Origin of the sequence: Stenotrophomonas sp. ZAC14A_NAIMI4_1 (assembly GCF_003086915.1) — a bacterium.
GTDB lineage: Bacteria > Pseudomonadota > Gammaproteobacteria > Xanthomonadales > Xanthomonadaceae > Stenotrophomonas.
In genome coordinates this window covers 4,605,398-4,620,590 of record NZ_CP026002.1, presented here as the reverse complement: position 1 = coordinate 4,620,590, position 15,193 = coordinate 4,605,398, and the positions used below count along the sequence as shown (strand labels likewise).

Below are 15,193 nucleotides of genomic sequence, written 5' to 3'. Positions count from 1 at the left end.
CGAATGATTCCTTGCTCGCCGCCCTGCCCGCGTCACGCCGGCAGCTTGAAGTCGGCGACCGAACGACGCAGGTCGGCCGCCAACTGCGCCAGGTGGCCGATCGACTCGGCGGTCTGACCGGCACCCTGCGAGGTCTGGCCGGTGATCTGGCGGATCACGCCCATCGTGCGGGTGATGTCCGAGGCCGCCGCGGACTGCTGCTGGGCGGCGATGGAGATGTTCTTGATGAGGGTATTGAGGGCGTTGGACACGCGCTCGATCTCGGTCAGTGCGGTGCCGGCGTCCTCGGCCAGGCGCGCGCCGGACACCACTTCGGCGGTGGTCTGTTCCATCGAGGTGACCGCTTCGTTGGTATCGGCCTGAATGGCCTGGACCAGGTTTTCGATGCGTCGGGTCGCACCCGAGGTACGTTCTGCCAGGCGCTGCACTTCGTCGGCCACGACCGCGAAACCGCGACCGGCTTCACCGGCCGATGCGGCCTGCACGGCGGCGTTCAACGCCAGGATGTTGGTCTGCTCGGAAATGTCGTTGATCAGTTCCACGATCGAGCCGATCTCCTGCGAGGACTCGCCCAGGCGCTTGATGCGCTTGGAGGTTTCCTGGATCTGGTCGCGGATCTGGTCCATGCCCTGGATGGTTTCGCGCACCACGCCGGCACCCTCGGCGGCGATGACCACCGAGCGCTGTGCCACGTCGGCCGACTCGGCCGAGTTGCGCGACACTTGTTCGATGCTCGCTGCGATTTCGCCGATGCGGTCCGAGGCCGAGGTGATCTGGTTGGCCTGGTGGCCGGCGGCCTCCGCCAGCTGCATCGCGGTGGCCTGGGTTTCCTGGGTGGACACGGCGACCTTGGCCGAGGTGTCGTTGATGGTGGTCACCAGGTGGCGCAGTTCGTCGACGGCGTAGTTGATCGCGTCTGCGATCGCGCCGGTCATGTCCTCGGTCACCGAGGCCTTCACCGTCAGGTCGCCCTCACCCAGCGAGGAGATTTCGTCCAGCAGCCGCATGATCGCCTGCTGGTTGCGGCTGTTGAATTCCACCTGGGTCTGGTAACGCAGTTCCTGCTCGCGCGAACGGCTGCGCACGCTGGTGGAGACGAAGCCGATGATCGCGATCAGCGACAGCGCACCGGACACCACGCCGATCCAGAAGTTCGGGAACAGGCGGGTATCGGACACCGAGCCGAACGAGGAGAACGCTTCGAACAGCTTGCGGCTGTCGTCCAGCATGCGCGCGGAGCCCTGGCCCAGCGCGTTGGCTGCCGACTGCGCGGCAAACAGCTGGCGCGAGCTGGCCAGGATCGCGTCGGCGTCCTGCTTCATCGCTTCCCACTTCTGCTGCGACTGTTCCAGCGCGGCCACGGCGCCGGCACCGCGCACAGCGGTGATGCCGAGGTCTTCGTTGCCGTTGCGCAGGCCATCGAGCACCTGCGAGAACACGGTGATGTCGCGGGCCAGCGCGTCGCCCGAAGCGGCCGCGGCGGTGCCGCCGGCGCGCATTTCGGTCACGCGGCGGGCCATCGAACCGGCCACCACGACCTGCTGCAGGGCGCTGTACACCTGCGATGCCGGGGCACCGGAGGCGGACATCGCGCGCACCAGCTCGTTCAGCTGGGCCTGCAGGCCCGGCACGGCGCCGGTGAAGTTGTTGGCGTTGCCGGCCAGCGCCAGCACCGCCGGCTCGCTGGCCACCAGCTGGCCGGCCTGCTTGCCCAGCGGCGTCCAGGTGTCGGACAGGCGGGTGATCGCCTTGGACACGCCCGGCTCGTTGCCGTAGCGGCCCTGCAGCGTGGACACGTTCTGCTCGATGGCGTTGCGGGTGGCCTTGAAGGCGGTGAACGACTGCGCGTTGCCGCCCACGGCGTCACGGCCCTGGTTGGCCAGCTGCTGCGAGAGCACCTGCAGGTCGGCCGCCTTGGAACCGGCGTCGGCCAGGCGGCTGCCCTGCCAGGTGGATACGCCGGTGTTCACACCGAACAGGATCATCGACAGGGCCAGCAGGGCCAGCCAGAGGTTGCTGCCGCCCAGCCGCAGCTTGCCGGTCTTGGGGGCGTCCGAAGCAGTACTCATCGTTCAACCTCGATCTTCAATGCAGGGGGCGTTGCCCGGCCTCAGGCCGCGGCTTGCCGGAATTCAGGGGTGCGCGACAGCAACGAGAGCGAGAACACGCCCCAGTCGTAGCCATCGGCATGGAAGGCGCGATCGACGAAGTGACCGTAGCGGCCTTCGGCCAGGGTGCCGGCCTGGACCTGCTGGCCCAGTTCGAAACTGCGCTGGCCAAACAGCTCGTCGATGGTCAGGGCGACGTCGCCGCCGGCCTGGCGCATGATCAGCACGCGCTGGCCTTCCTGCTGCACGGTGCGCGTGCCTTCCAGGAAATACTTCAGGTCGACCACCGGGAACAGGTTGCCGCGCAGGTTGCCCACGCCCAGCAGCCAGGGCTGCGCACAGGGCACCGGGGTCACCGGCGGCATCGGCACGATTTCCACCACTTCGCGGAAATCGGACACCAGCCGGCGCTGTCCCACGCGGAAACCGACGCCACGCCAGATGTCCTCGGCGAACTGCCGCCCGGGCAGCTGCACCGCATGGGACAGGCTGCGCCGTTCATAGGCTTCAAGAATGTCGAAGGGCGAACGCATCAGGCCACCAGTTCGTTGATGCGCGCGATCAGGTCTTCCTCGCGCGGCGGCTTGACGATGTAATCGGCCGCGCCCTGGCGCAGGCCCCACGCCTTGTCGGTCTCCATCGCCTTGGTGCTGACGATGATGACCGGGATGTGCTTGATCGCCGCGTCGCGGGCCATCGCACGGGTGGCCTGGAACCCGCTCATGCCGGGCAGGACCACGTCCATCAGCACCAGCTGCGGAACCTGGTCACGCACCAGCTGCAGGCCATCCTCGGCGTTGTCCGCTTCCAGCACCTCGTGGCCGGCACGGCGCAGCCACTGGGTGAACACCGCGCGGTCGGTCGGTGAATCCTCGATCAGGACGATACGAGCCATTGTGCCTTTCCCCCCTGGTCAGGCGTTGACGTATGTGCGGATGGCACCCAGCAGTTCTTCACGCGTGAAAGGCTTGGTCAGGTACTGTTCCGAGCCGACGATGCGCCCGCGGGCCTTGTCGAACAGGCCGTCCTTGGAGGACAGCATGATCACCGGCGTCGCCTTGAACAGCTGGTTGCCCTTGATCAGCGCGCAGGTCTGATACCCGTCGAGACGGGGCATCATGATGTCCACGAAGATGATCTGTGGCTGCTGGTCGGCGATCTTGGCCAGGGCCTCGAAGCCATCGGTCGCGGTCACTACTTCGCAGCCTTCGCGCTTCAGCAGTGTTTCCGCAGTCCTGCGGATGGTCTTCGAGTCATCGATGACCATCACCCGGAGTCCTGCGAGCTCCCCGCCCGCAGTCGTGTTTTCAGTCATTGCCTTTCCCCAAGCGCGCGACCCTTCTGTGCTGGGGGCCGCTACGAAGGCGTATCTATATCGCACTTCCGGCGCCCGCTTCAAGCCACGCCCACGGCGCTTGGGTCGGCGGCTGGCTGAACGTGACCCGTTTGGCAATGACTGCGCAGGCGGCAGGACGGACGCAGCGTTGCACTGCCCCGGGCAGGCACGCGGGGGGCGTTGCCGCTACCATCAACGCCTTGCCTGACAGGTGCACCCATGCCGTTGAACGTCATCGTGGTGATGGACCCCATCGCCCACATCAAGATCGCCAAGGACACCACGTTCGCCATGCTGCTGGAAGCTCAGCGCCGCGGCCACGCCCTGCACTACGTGCGGCCGGGCGGCCTGGCGCTGGAAGGCGGCGTGGCCGTGGCCCAGACCGCCCCGCTGCAGGTGCGCGACGACCCCGCCGGCTGGTATGAGCTTGGCGCATTCAGCCGCACCGTGTTCGGCCCCGGCCAGATCGTGCTGATGCGCAAGGACCCGCCGGTTGATGCCGAATACGTCTATGACACCCAGGTGCTGGACGTGGCCGCCGCTGCCGGCGCCTGCGTGGTCAACAACCCGCAGGGCTTGCGCGACTACAACGAGAAGCTGGCCGCCCTGCTGTTCCCGCAGTGCTGCCCGCCGACCCTGGTCAGCCGCGACGCCAAGGCGCTGAAGGCCTTCGCCCTGGAACACGGCCAGGCCGTGCTGAAGCCGCTGGACGGCATGGGCGGTCGCTCCATCTTCCGCAGCGGCCAGGGCGATCCGAACCTGAATGTGATCCTGGAAACCCTGACCGACGGCGGCCGCAAGCTGGCGCTGGCCCAGAAGTTCATCCCCGACATCACCGCCGGCGACAAGCGCATCCTGCTGGTCGACGGCGAACCGGTGGACTACTGCCTGGCGCGCATCCCGCAGGGTGACGAGTTCCGCGGCAACCTGGCCGCCGGTGGCCGCGGCGAAGGCCGCCCGCTCAGCGAGCGTGACCGCTGGATCGCCGCCCAGGTCGGGCCGGAGATGAAGCGCCGCGGCATGCGCTTCGTCGGCCTGGACGTGATCGGCGATTACCTGACCGAAGTGAACGTGACCAGCCCGACCTGCGTGCGCGAACTGGACGCGCAGTACGGCCTGAACATCGCCGGCACCCTGTTCGACGCGATCGAGGCCGGCCTGCGCTGATGGACGCCGCACCTGCTGTGCTGGCCCCGCCGCCGCGCGAAGCGCAGCGGCTGGGGGCCACCCTTGCCCTGTCGGTCATCGTCCACGCCCTGCTGATCCTGGGCGTGGGCTTTGCCGTCAAGGGCGAGGCGCCGCTGGTGCCGACGCTGGAAGTGATCTTCAGCCAGACGCGCACGGCGCTGACGCCGAAGCAGGCCGATTTCCTGGCGGCGGCCAGCCAGGAAGGCGGCGGCGAGCATGACCGTGCGCAGCGCCCGCGTGACAACCAGACCGGCATCGTGCCGCAGGCCCAGGCCGGACTGAGCCCGGTCCCGCAGCAACAGCAGTCGGCCGCGCCGGTGCCGCCACCGCAGGCGCGGGTGGTCAGCAGCCGCAATGGCGAGGACACCGTGGCGCAGGCGCAGGCCCGCCCCACCCCGCTGGAGCCCACCCCGGACGCGGCGCAGACCGCGCGCGAGCAGCGTGATGCGGAAATGGCCCGGCTCGCGGCCGAGGTGCACCTGCGCTCGGCGCAGTACGCCAAGCGCCCGAACCGCAAGTTCGTCTCGGCCAGCACGCGCGAGTACGCCTATGCCAATTACCTGCGCGCGTGGGTGGACCGCGCCGAGCAGGTGGGCAACCTGAACTACCCGGACGAAGCGCGCCAGCGCCGGCTGGGCGGCCAGGTGGTGATCAGCGTGGGGGTGCGCCGCGATGGCAGCGTGGAAAGCAGCCGCATCCTGAAATCCAGCGGCACGCCGTTGCTGGATGAGGCGGCCTTGCGGGTGATCAGGCTGGCGCAGCCGTTCCCGGCGCTGCCGAAGACGGATGATGGCGTGGATATCCTGCAGGTGACCCGGACGTGGGTGTTCCTGCCGGGTGGCGAACTGCGCGACGACCGGTAGGTTTTTTGTTGCCCGGGCCTGCGGCCCGGGACCCGCTGAACGTCAACTTCAACGTCAAGGTCAACGTCAAAAGCGGCGGTTGGGCTGTGGGTCTGGCGGGGCGGTGTGGGCTTGCAGGACACGCCGTAAACCCGTCCATGGGGGCTCGTAGGCGCCATCCATGGCGCCTGCGGTCCTGCAAGCCCACACCGCCCCGCCCCTGACAGATCGCGGCGCGTCCTCGCCTTTGGTAGGTGTCGACCTTGGTCGACACACATCCACGCAACGCGTGGATGTTTTTGACTTTGACTTTTCTTTTTTTGATTTTCCGTGGCGGACTCGCACGGAAACTGTCAGAGGTCGGGCGGGTGGGTTGCGCAGGGGCGCAGGCGCCATGGATGGCGCCTACGAGCTTACATGGGTGAGGCCGCTTTGCTCGCGAAGCACTGCTTCGCAAGCGCCCGAACGCCCAGCCGCCTGCGGCTGGGCCGGGCCCCGGAGGGGTACTTGCAGCGTCCCCTGCGCAGCCCACCCGCCCGACCAGGCGCGGTTGTTGCAGTCGACTAACAGTCGACTCTACCGATCTTCAGCCACGAGGGGCTCAGCCGTTGGCTTTCGCCTTCGCCTCGCGGGCGGCCTGCTGCTCGACCAGGGTCAGCGCGACGTTGTCACGCAGATAGGCCGGCTCGACCTTCTCCGCCGCCATGCCTTCGCCACGGGCGAACGCGGGCACCGCCAGCGCCAGCACGTCCGATGCGCGAGGCAACGCTGCTGCATCGAAGCCACGCAACCCAGCTCCCAGCTGCGCCACCAGCGCGCCCTCGGCCGCGCCGAAACCGGTGCCGACACCGTAGGCCCGCAGCCCGTCCGGCAGCGCCACCGCCGCCGGTGCGCAGACACGCTCGGCATCGCGCGCCACCGGCAGGCCATCCACCCGCTCGAAGCACGCAACGTACAACTCGCCCATCCGCGCATCGATCGCCGACAGGATCTGGTCTTCTTCCGCCGGCGCACGCAGCGCCAGCACCTGCAGCGTCGATACCGGCAGCAGCGGCCGGTCCAGCGCCAGCGCGATGCCCTGGGCGATCGCGATCGCCAGGCGCACGCCGGTGAACGCGCCGGGGCCCCGACTGAGCGCGATGCCATCCAGCTGGCGGCGGCTGATGCCGGCTTCAGCCAGCAGCGCCTCGGCCCACGGCAGGCTCAGTTCGGCATGGCGGCGCGGGGCGATCTCGAAGCGCTCCAGCACCTGCCCATCGACATGCAGGGCAACGGAACAGGCTTCGGTGGCGGTTTCAAAGGCGAGCAGTTTCATCGGATCGGATCAGGACGCATCGGGTCAGAACAGGGGGAACGTGGCACCGGGGGCCGGCTCCGGACCCGGCGCGGGGGCCGGGGCGGTCGGGGCGGCGGCGTCCTCGGCCACGGGGGACCATTGTGGCGCAAAGAAGGCCTGCACATCGGCCAGCGCGCGGGTGCGGCGGAACGGCGGCAGGGAATCGAGGAACACCCGGCCATAGCCGCGGTTGAGCAGGCGCGGGTCGCACAGCACCAGCACGCCGCGATCGGTCTCGCTGCGGATCAGCCGGCCCACGCCCTGCTTGAGGGCGATCACCGCCTGCGGCAACTGCTCGTCGCGGAACGGATTGCCGCCCTGGCTGCGGATCGCCTCCAGCCGTGCTTCATAGACCGGGTCATCCGGCGCGGCGAACGGCAGTTTGTCGATGACCACCACGCTCAACGCCTCGCCCACCACGTCCACGCCTTCGCGGAAGCTGGCCGAGCCGAGCAGCACGCCGTTACCGGAATCGCGGAAGCGCTGCAGCAACGTTGCGCGCGGCGCCTCGCCCTGCACGAACAACGGCCACGGCCCATCGCGCAGCGCCTCGGCCGCCTCGCGCAGCGCACGGTGCGAGGCAAACAGCAGGAATGCCCTGCCCTGCGAGGCCTGCAGCACCGGCCGCAGGGCCTGGATGAGCGCCGTGCCGAAGCCGCGCGCCGCCGGATCGGGCAGGCCTTCAGGCAGGTAGCACAGCGCCTGCTCGGGCCAGTTGAACGGACTCGGCTGGACCAGCGTGTGCGGATCATCCAGGCCCAGGCGGGTGGTGATGTGCTCGAAGCCCCCGCCCACGGTCAGCGTGGCCGAAGTGAAGATCCAGGCGGCGCGGCTGCGCTCGCGGTGCTCGCGCAGCGGCCCGGACACATCCATCGGCGTGCGCTGGCAGCGGAAACCGCGCGGCGTGAGTTCGTACCAGAGCACGTCGGCGGCGCTGGCCGCATCGGCCGGGTCGGTATCGAAATCCAGGGTGGGTTCGTCGTCGCCCAGCCAGCGCGCCAGCCGCGAAACCGCTTCGCGTGCACGCGCATGGCAGGCATCAAGGCCGGCGGCGGCTTCGCGCAGCGGCTGCAGCGCCTGTTCCAGCGCCACCAGGCAGCTCATGGCCATATCGAAGCCCTCGCGCACCTGCGGCATCGCCAGCGCACGCCACTGCGTGCCACGCGACGGCAGCCCTTCCATCGCCAGGCGCAGCGCCAGCAGCGCCTGCTGCAGCTGGTCGACGGGTTCCTGCAGCGCCGACTGCGCACCGCCCACGCCACGCGCCTCGGCCAGGCAATCGCGGCCCAGTTCCTGCCATGGGCGCATGCCGAAGCCTTCGCCGAAGAACTGCGCGGCCAGTTCGGGCAACTGGTGTGCCTCGTCGATGACAAAGGCCTGCGCACCCGGCAGCAGTTCGCCGAAGCCATCCTGTTTCAGGGCCAGGTCGGCCAGCAGCAGGTGGTGGTTGACCACCACCACGTCGGCCGCCTGCGCACGTTGCCGCGCGTGCACGACAAAGCAGTCGTCCCAGAACGGGCAGTCGGTGCCCAGGCAGTTGTCGACAGTGGAGGTCACCATGGGCAGCAGCGGCGAATCGTCGGCCAGTCCATCCAGCTCGGCGATGTCACCGAACTGGGAGCGACCGGACCAGGCGAGGATGCGCTGGAACTGCGCGGCCTGTTCGGGGCTGGAAAAGCGCGGTTCGCCCCGTGCCTGCTGCAACCGGTAGCGGCACAGGTAGTTGGCACGGCCCTTCAGCAGCGCGCTGCGCAGGCCGACGCCCAGCGCCTGGCGCACGCGCGGCAGGTCGCGATGGTAGAGCTGGTCCTGCAGCGCACGGGTGCCGGTGGAGATGATGGTGCGCAGGCCGGACAGCAGCACCGGCACCAGGTAGGCGAAGGTCTTGCCGGTACCGGTGCCGGCCTCGGCCAGCAGTAGATCGCGCTGCTGCAGCGCATCGGCGATGGCCTCGGTCAGGCGCAGCTGCGCGGGACGCGGGACGAAGGCATCCAGGTGCGAGGCGAGCGCGCCGCCTTCGCTGAGCGCTTCGCGGCTGGCATGGACGAGGTCGGACATCAGACAGGAAGGATACCCGGCCGGGCGCTGCCCGGCACCCGTTTCAAGCCAGGGCGTAGGCAAAGGCAACGGCAACGGCGGTGTTCATGGCTCTGGGTTGTACTGCGGGTTGGCAGGGGGCTGTGGGTTTGCGGGGACGCCGTAAACCCATCCATGGGGGCTTGGTCGCCGCATCCATGCGGCTCACACCCCGCAAACCCACAGCCCCCCGCCTTCGACAGTTTCCTGGTGACGGATGGACCTGCTTCGTAGAGTCGAGCTTGCTCGACTGGCATCTGGAAGCGGTGATGGAACGGAAACAAGAAGGGGTCGGATCCGTTTTCCTGCGGAAAACGGATCCGACCCCACGGCGAGTGCGTGCAGCGTGCGACCCGCTTTTGATTTGTTTTTTTCTTTTCCGTGGCTGGACGCACACGGAAACTGTCAGAGGCCGGGCGGGTGGGCTGCGCAGGGGCGTGAGCCGCATGGATGCGGCGACCGAGCTTACATGGACGTACTTGCAGCGTCCCCTGCGCAGCCCACCCGCCCGGCCCACCTCGCAAGGCCAGTCGACTAACAGTCGACTCTACCGACCCGCCAGCCACGAGGGGCTGCGCCGTTGCCTGGAAACTCAGTACCGCTTGATCCCCGGCACCGTGCACCCTTCAATCTGCGAATGCGCCGACACCGCATTCTCCTTCTCGCCGCGCGCCAGGCGCGACTGCTCGATCGTCGCCCAGTGCCGGCGGCACAGCGGGCCCGTCTTCGACCCCAGGTCCACCGCCTTGCGCGCGAAAGCCTCCGCCTCGGCCCACTGGCCCTGCAGCAGCGCGATCTCCGCGCGTTCCTGCAGCACCGCCGGGTCGCCGGCCACGATCTGCAAGGCCTGGTCCAGGCTGCCCGCGGCCGCTGCCAAGTCGTTGCCCTGGCGCTGGGCCAGCGCGGTCTGGCGCAGGTCTTCCACCTGCGAATCACGCAGCGGCTGCACCGACAGTTCCTTGTCGTCCGGGCCCGCTGCCGCTTCCACGGCGGCCAGGCGCTGCGCCGGCGTGGTCGTGGCCACCGGCTTGGCGGCCGGCGGCGGGCTGCTCACGCAGGCGGCCAGCGCCAGGCTCAGGCCGGTCACGGCCAGCAGCGGATACAGGGAACGAAGGGTCATCGGCATCACCGGCTGGGAGGAGGAGTGGCGGTGGCAGGCGCTGCCGCCGGCTCGGCCGGCGGTTCCTGCTTGCGGTCCAGGCCGAACCAGCTGCGCCAGCCGCCGCCTTCGCTCTCGCCTCCCTGCTCCTCCGGCAATGCGGCCGGGGCGCAGGGCGCGTAGGCCGGCGCGTAGCCGACCACGAACGGGAAACGACGAGCGTCGGGGCAGCCTTCATCGGTGCTGTTGGTGCCGGTGCCAGCCACCGACTGCCAGTCCAGGCCCTTGTTGCTGACCTTCAGCGGCGCACTCGGCAGGCGCTGGAAGATGCCCGACCAGACCCGCATCGAGCCGGTGGCGCCGTATAGGCCAGCCTGCTCGTTCTGGTCGTTGCCCATCCAGATCACCGCCAGGTGGTCGCCGGTGTAACCGGCATACCAGCTGTCGCGACCATCGTTGGTGGTACCGGTCTTGCCGGCCGGCTGCAGGCGGCCCAGGCCATCGGCGTTCAGGCGCTGCGCGGTGCCGCTGGCCACCACCTGCTGCAGGCCGATGCTGATCAGGTTGGCGGCAATCGAATCGCCTTCCTGGGCCGGTGCCGGGGTCTTGTCATAGCGCTTGAGCAGCTTGCCCTGCGGATCAAGCACGCCACGCACCGCATGCAGCGGCTGGATCTCGCCGCCGGAGGCCAGGAACTGGTACAGCTGGGCCATCGCATACGGGCTCTGGTCGGTCGAGCCGAGGATCACCGCCGGATTGGGATCGGCCTTGATGCCGGCCAGCACGTGGATCAGCTGGGTCACCCGCTCCGGACCCACATCCATGCCCACGCGCACCGTGGCCTGGTTGTAGGAATGGGCCAGCGCATCGATCAGGCGCACCGTGCCGTGGCTGCGGTTGTCCGCGTTGCCCGGGCTCCAGTTGCGGCCACGGCCGAGCTGCACCGTCACCGGCGAATCGTCCACCCAGCTGGCCAGCGAATAGCGGTTGGGCTGGGCCAGGGCCAGCAGGTACACGAACGGCTTCAGCAGCGAGCCCACCGGGCGCTGTGCCTCGATCGCGCGGTTGAAGCCGACTTCGGATACCTCGCGGCTGCCGATCACCGCCACCACGTCGCCATTGTGCACGTCGGTCATCACCAGGCCGGCCTGCAGCTCGGGGCGACGCTTGCTTTCCAGCGACTTGATGGTGCGGGTCACCGCGCCTTCCGCGTAGGCCTGCGCGGACGGCGACATACCGGACATCACGCTCAGGCCGGCGCCCTGCAGGGCCGATTCGGGGTAGTCATGGCCAAGCTGGCGCCGCACCAGGTCGACGTAGGCCGGGAAGCGGTTGGCCGCCACCAAGCCCGGGCTCTTGGGTACGCCCAGCGGTGCTTTCAGCGCACGCTGGTACTCGGCGTCGTCGATCAGCGTTGCTTCGTGCAGCTTGCCCAGCACGAAGTTGCGGCGGTCGGTCGCCCGTTCCGGGTTGCGTCGCGGGTCGTAGTAGGACGGGCCCTTGACCAGGCCGATCAGCAGCGCGATGTGCTCGGTATCCAGCGAGGACAGGTCGCGGCCGAACCAGAACTCGGCGCCGGAAGACATGCCGTGGATCGCCTGGCTGCCGCGCTGGCCCAGGTACACCTGGTTCAGGTACGCCTCGAAAATGGTGCGCTTGTCGTAGCGCGCTTCCATGATCAGCGCATACAGCACTTCATTGAACTTGCGGGTGAGGGTCTGCTCCTTGCCGATGCCGAGCAGGCCGCTGCGGGCAAGCTGCTGGGTCAGCGTGGATGCGCCCTGGCGGCTCTGGCCACCGGAACGGATGGTCACCCACACCGCGCGCGCGATGCCGGACAGGTCGATGCCGTGATGGCGGTTGAAGTCCTTGTCCTCCACCGCCTGCAGGCCGGTCACCAGCAGGTCCGGCGCTTCGTTCATGCGGATCAGGCGGCGCTCTTCCTGCTTCTGCCCGTACAGCGTGGCGATGCGGGCCGGATCGAGGCGGGCCGCTTTCAGCGCCTTGCGCGAATCAGCATCACGCAGCGAGGCGATGCTGCCGCCGGACAGCGACAGTTCCACCCGCTTGGCGGCGACGTGGCCATCGACATCGTTGTAGCCGCGGCTGGAGATGGTGAAGCGCCCGCCCTGCACCGCGTAGGTGGCCGGGTCCTTGCCCTGTCCATCATCACGGTAGGCCGAGGCGGCCAGTTCGGTCTTCAGCGTGGCCGCGTCCATGGCCTTGCCGGGCACCAGCACCAGCGGGCGCGCGTAGACGCGGGTCGGAATCTGCCAGCGCAGCTCGCCGAAACGCTGGGTGACCTGTTGATTCAGGTACAGCGTATAGGGGATCAGGAAACCCAGTCCCAGCGCGACTGCCGCCATGGTCCAGGTGATCAGCCGGCGGCGCCACAGCGGTCCGGAGTCCTGCAGGTCGTCGTCGGAATCGTCGATGTCGTCGGAATCGTAGCGTCGGGGCACGGGAATGCGGGAATGTAGGGTCAGGCGAGTCTACCCCAGCCCTTCCCGCAGGAAAGGTCTGCAATTGGGCCTGTTCAGCGACTGCCCGGTGGCAGCCCGCCCGTCACGCCCCGCACGCCGTCCCACAGGCCCTTCAACATGAACCGCAGTCGAACCCGGCGCGGGGCCAGGAACAGGCCATTGCCCACCAGTTTCAGCAGCAGCCGCGGAATGTCCTGGGCGATCCATACGCGCGGGGTGTAAGCGCGGGCGTACAGCAGCACCCGGTTGCGCATGATGAAGTACAGCCGGAACGGCTTGTGCACGATCACCCCGTCCGCCTTCGCGCGCGAAGGCAGCAGCTCCTCGCCGATGCTGTGGCTCATCTGCGCGTCGCAGATGCCATACAGCGCATAGCCGGCGCGCTTGGCGCGGAAACACCAGTCCATGTCGAGGTTGTCGATGAACAGCCCCTCGTCCATCGGGCCGATGGCCTGCAGCGCCTTGATCGGCACCAGCGAGCCGGAGGTGATGAGGAAGTCGCACGACACGCGCTGCCCCGGCCCACCGCGCAGCTTGTGGTTGAGCGGGAAGCCGAAACGCACGAACGGTGCCAGCACGCCACTGCGCGAATCGCGGAACTGCGGCCCGACCGCAGCCACCGGCCCGGCCTGCGCCAGCTCGACCAGCGCCGTCCACAACACATCGACCATGCCCGGCGCCAGCACACTGTCCTGGTCCATCAACAGCACGTGGTCGAAACCCAGTGCGTCGGCCGTTTCGTACGCGCGGTTCAGCGCGCAGCCGAGCCCCACGTTGCGGGGCGACGCCACCAGGGTGACGCCGGCCCTGTCGCCAAGGATCGCGGTGACATCGACATCGCCACTGCCATTGTCGAACACGACCAGATGGCCGACCTGCTGCAGCACGCTGTCGACCACGCGCTGCAACAGCACCGGGTCCGGTCCGTAAGTGACGATCACTGCACAGACGCGGGACGCGTCGGTGGCGGACAGGCTCGCGGGTGATTGCTGGATCATCGGGCCCACCGCATCGCCGGCACCATGCTCCAGCCGACAGTTGCTTCAGACGCTACGCGGGACATGGCCAGACGGGGGAAGTTGGAGCCGCTGGACTATACCCGACTCCCCTGCACGGCGCAGGGTCAACGCCGCCAGGATTCCGCGCCTACCTGCCGCAGGCGCTGCTCGAACGCGGCCAGTTCCGGCAGGTCCGGCTGCAGCTGGCGCACCTGGGCAACGGCGGCCTCGGCGAAGGCCACGTCGCCGCGGCCTAGGCGCTCGCTGCCGATGGCCAGCCAGCGCTGCGCCAGCCGCACCCGTGCCGACGGCAGGCCCGGTGCGGTCGGCGCCAGCGTCTGCCACGCCTGCAGGCAGGCGCCCGCGGCCTGTACCCGGTTCTGCCGCAGGTTGTCATCGAAACATTGCCGGCTGGCCGGCAACAGGCGCGCAGCGGCCGCCCTGACGCGGGCATCGCGCGGAGCCAGTGACTGCGCCTCGCGCAGTGCGTCGAACGCGCTGTGCCCCGGCGGGCTGATCCAGCGCCCTTCGCGTTCGGCGCGGTCGATCTGGCGCAGGCGGTCGCGCAGCTGCCGCTCGCGCTGGGCCGCGCTCAAGGTGGGTTGCTGCTGCGCCTGCCGGGCCTGCTGCGCACGCTGGATGCGCTGCGCGGCCTGCTGCACGGCCGCCTGCGATGCGCCCAGCGCAGCAGCCCGCGCACGGTCGGCCTCGGCCGCTTCGAGCTGGAAGTCGGCAGCGTGGCGCTGGCTGCGCGCCAGCAGCGCCTGCGCACTCTGCTCGCGGCCGCGCAGCGCATTGGGATCATCGGCCGCCACCGCAAGCACCGCCTCGAAGGCGTCGGCCGCGGCCTCCAGCTTCTGCTGTTTCAGCGCGCGCTGGCCCTGCCGCAGGCGCTGGTCCAGCGCTCGTGCCAGCGCTTCCTGGCTGGCCGGCAGATCGCTGTGCCCGGCATCAAACTGTCGCGCGCGCTGCAGCAGCGCCGCGGCCTGCGCCAGCTCGCCGCGTGCGGCCAGCGCCCGTCCACGCTGCAGCAGGTCACTCAGCGCGTCTTCGCGCCCTTCCAGCGCCTGCAGGTTGTCCGGCTGCAGGGCCAGGATGCGCTGGAACAACGGCAGTGCACTGGTGTCGCCGTCATCCAGGCGGCCGGCCGCGAAGGCATTGCGCGCCTGTGCCAGCAATGCGCCGATACCGGCACCTGCACTGCGCCGTGCCTGCAGCTGCTGCGCCACGGCATCGGCCTGGCCCTGCGGCACCTGCAGTTCGCGGGCCAGGGCGAGCGCCTTTGCACTGCCGTCCAGGTCATCGGCCTGCAGCCGCTCGCCGGCCTGCCGCAATGCCGCCGTCCCCGTGCGTGCCAGGCCCTGTCGCGCCTGCAGGCGGTCGCCATCGAGGGCCAGCGCGGCCTGGTAGCGTTCGCGGGCGCCGCTGCCGTCGTCGGCGCTCAAGCGCCCCGCAGCCAGCGCGCGGTCGCCCTCGGCCAGCAGCTGTTCGATCTGCGGTTCGTCCCAGAACCAGTCCGCCAGCGGCCTGCGCAGCAGCACCAGCGCCACGAACACCACCACCGCCGCCAGCAGTGCCCAGCGCCAGACCCGGCGCGCATGGCGCGCCTGCAGCCACCACCAGCGCCCCTCGCGGCGAACGCGGTCCAGCGCGGGGTGGTCGGCGCCGTGGCGGCGATGCAGGGGCTCGCGTTCCATGCGTGCAGGGTAGTCGGGGCAGCGTGAAGC

12 protein-coding genes are annotated in these 15,193 nt (G+C 69.3%); 2 read left to right on the top strand and 10 right to left on the bottom strand.

Annotation, left to right across the window (positions count from 1 at the left end):
* Nucleotides 1-32: 32 nt before the first annotated feature.
* The 4 genes from C1926_RS21070 to pilG are packed head-to-tail and all read right to left on the bottom strand — an operon-like array spanning nucleotide 33 to nucleotide 3,423.
* Entirely contained in the window at nucleotides 33-2,069 is a 2,037-nt protein-coding gene (locus tag C1926_RS21070; protein WP_079222861.1) for a methyl-accepting chemotaxis protein, read from the bottom strand.
* Between the two features lie 41 nt (nucleotides 2,070-2,110).
* Nucleotides 2,111-2,641 (bottom strand): chemotaxis protein CheW, encoded by a 531-nt coding sequence (locus C1926_RS21065; protein WP_108760549.1) that lies wholly within the window; start codon nucleotides 2,639-2,641, stop codon nucleotides 2,111-2,113.
* Nucleotides 2,641-3,003 (bottom strand): response regulator, encoded by a 363-nt coding sequence (locus tag C1926_RS21060; RefSeq protein WP_079222863.1) that lies wholly within the window; start codon nucleotides 3,001-3,003, stop codon nucleotides 2,641-2,643. Before C1926_RS21060 ends, C1926_RS21065 begins: the two co-directional genes overlap by 1 nt.
* A gap of 18 nt (nucleotides 3,004-3,021) precedes the next feature.
* Complete coding sequence (gene pilG / locus C1926_RS21055) at nucleotides 3,022-3,423, bottom strand: twitching motility response regulator PilG (protein WP_005418455.1); 402 nt, start codon at nucleotides 3,421-3,423, stop codon at nucleotides 3,022-3,024.
* Between the two features lie 240 nt (nucleotides 3,424-3,663).
* Between pilG and gshB the strand changes: the two genes are divergently transcribed.
* Complete coding sequence (gene gshB, locus C1926_RS21050; RefSeq protein ID WP_079222864.1) at nucleotides 3,664-4,611, top strand: glutathione synthase; 948 nt, start codon at nucleotides 3,664-3,666, stop codon at nucleotides 4,609-4,611.
* Nucleotides 4,611-5,495, top strand: a complete 885-nt coding sequence (locus C1926_RS21045; protein ID WP_079222865.1) for an energy transducer TonB — start codon at nucleotides 4,611-4,613, stop codon at nucleotides 5,493-5,495. The genes gshB and C1926_RS21045 overlap by 1 nt, the downstream gene beginning before the upstream one ends.
* 580 nt (nucleotides 5,496-6,075) lie before the next feature.
* Here the strand turns inward: C1926_RS21045 and tsaB are convergent.
* The 6 genes from tsaB to C1926_RS21015 all read right to left on the bottom strand — a co-directional run bounded on the left by tsaB (nucleotide 6,076) and on the right by C1926_RS21015 (nucleotide 15,163).
* Complete coding sequence (tsaB, locus tag C1926_RS21040) at nucleotides 6,076-6,789, bottom strand: tRNA (adenosine(37)-N6)-threonylcarbamoyltransferase complex dimerization subunit type 1 TsaB (protein ID WP_108760548.1); 714 nt, start codon at nucleotides 6,787-6,789, stop codon at nucleotides 6,076-6,078.
* A 24-nt stretch (nucleotides 6,790-6,813) separates the two neighbouring features.
* Nucleotides 6,814-8,868 (bottom strand): ATP-dependent DNA helicase, encoded by a 2,055-nt coding sequence (locus C1926_RS21035; protein WP_108760547.1) that lies wholly within the window; start codon nucleotides 8,866-8,868, stop codon nucleotides 6,814-6,816.
* A 610-nt stretch (nucleotides 8,869-9,478) separates the two neighbouring features.
* Nucleotides 9,479-10,012, bottom strand: coding sequence for a hypothetical protein (locus tag C1926_RS21030; RefSeq protein WP_079222868.1), 534 nt, complete (start codon nucleotides 10,010-10,012; stop codon nucleotides 9,479-9,481).
* Nucleotides 10,012-12,447 carry a penicillin-binding protein 1B gene (mrcB, locus tag C1926_RS21025; protein ID WP_079222869.1) on the bottom strand — a complete coding sequence of 812 codons (2,436 nt, stop codon included), beginning with the start codon at nucleotides 12,445-12,447 and terminating at the stop codon, nucleotides 10,012-10,014. The genes C1926_RS21030 and mrcB overlap by 1 nt, the downstream gene beginning before the upstream one ends.
* Nucleotides 12,448-12,521: 74 nt before the next feature.
* Nucleotides 12,522-13,466, bottom strand: a complete 945-nt coding sequence (locus C1926_RS21020) for a glycosyltransferase family 2 protein (protein ID WP_108760546.1) — start codon at nucleotides 13,464-13,466, stop codon at nucleotides 12,522-12,524.
* A 125-nt stretch (nucleotides 13,467-13,591) separates the two neighbouring features.
* The gene (locus tag C1926_RS21015; RefSeq protein ID WP_108760545.1) at nucleotides 13,592-15,163 is read right to left on the bottom strand and encodes a hypothetical protein; all 1,572 of its coding nucleotides are present in this window, start codon (nucleotides 15,161-15,163) and stop codon (nucleotides 13,592-13,594) included.
* Between the last annotated feature and the right edge of the window lie 30 nt (nucleotides 15,164-15,193).

What these genes read in the sequence shown, in the direction of transcription:
- C1926_RS21020 (WP_108760546.1), bottom strand. Translation starts at nt 13,466, where the DNA reads ATGATCCAGCAATCACCCGCGAGCCTGTCCGCCACCGACGCGTCCCGC.
- C1926_RS21045 (WP_079222865.1), top strand. Translation starts at nt 4,611, where the DNA reads ATGGACGCCGCACCTGCTGTGCTGGCCCCGCCGCCGCGCGAAGCGCAG.
- C1926_RS21030 (WP_079222868.1), bottom strand. Translation starts at nt 10,012, where the DNA reads ATGCCGATGACCCTTCGTTCCCTGTATCCGCTGCTGGCCGTGACCGGC.
- C1926_RS21060 (WP_079222863.1), bottom strand. Translation starts at nt 3,003, where the DNA reads ATGGCTCGTATCGTCCTGATCGAGGATTCACCGACCGACCGCGCGGTG.
- pilG (WP_005418455.1), bottom strand. Translation starts at nt 3,423, where the DNA reads ATGACTGAAAACACGACTGCGGGCGGGGAGCTCGCAGGACTCCGGGTG.
- C1926_RS21065 (WP_108760549.1), bottom strand. Translation starts at nt 2,641, where the DNA reads ATGCGTTCGCCCTTCGACATTCTTGAAGCCTATGAACGGCGCAGCCTG.
- C1926_RS21070 (WP_079222861.1), bottom strand. Translation starts at nt 2,069, where the DNA reads ATGAGTACTGCTTCGGACGCCCCCAAGACCGGCAAGCTGCGGCTGGGC.
- C1926_RS21015 (WP_108760545.1), bottom strand. Translation starts at nt 15,163, where the DNA reads ATGGAACGCGAGCCCCTGCATCGCCGCCACGGCGCCGACCACCCCGCG.
- C1926_RS21035 (WP_108760547.1), bottom strand. Translation starts at nt 8,868, where the DNA reads ATGTCCGACCTCGTCCATGCCAGCCGCGAAGCGCTCAGCGAAGGCGGC.
- tsaB (WP_108760548.1), bottom strand. Translation starts at nt 6,789, where the DNA reads ATGAAACTGCTCGCCTTTGAAACCGCCACCGAAGCCTGTTCCGTTGCC.
- gshB (WP_079222864.1), top strand. Translation starts at nt 3,664, where the DNA reads ATGCCGTTGAACGTCATCGTGGTGATGGACCCCATCGCCCACATCAAG.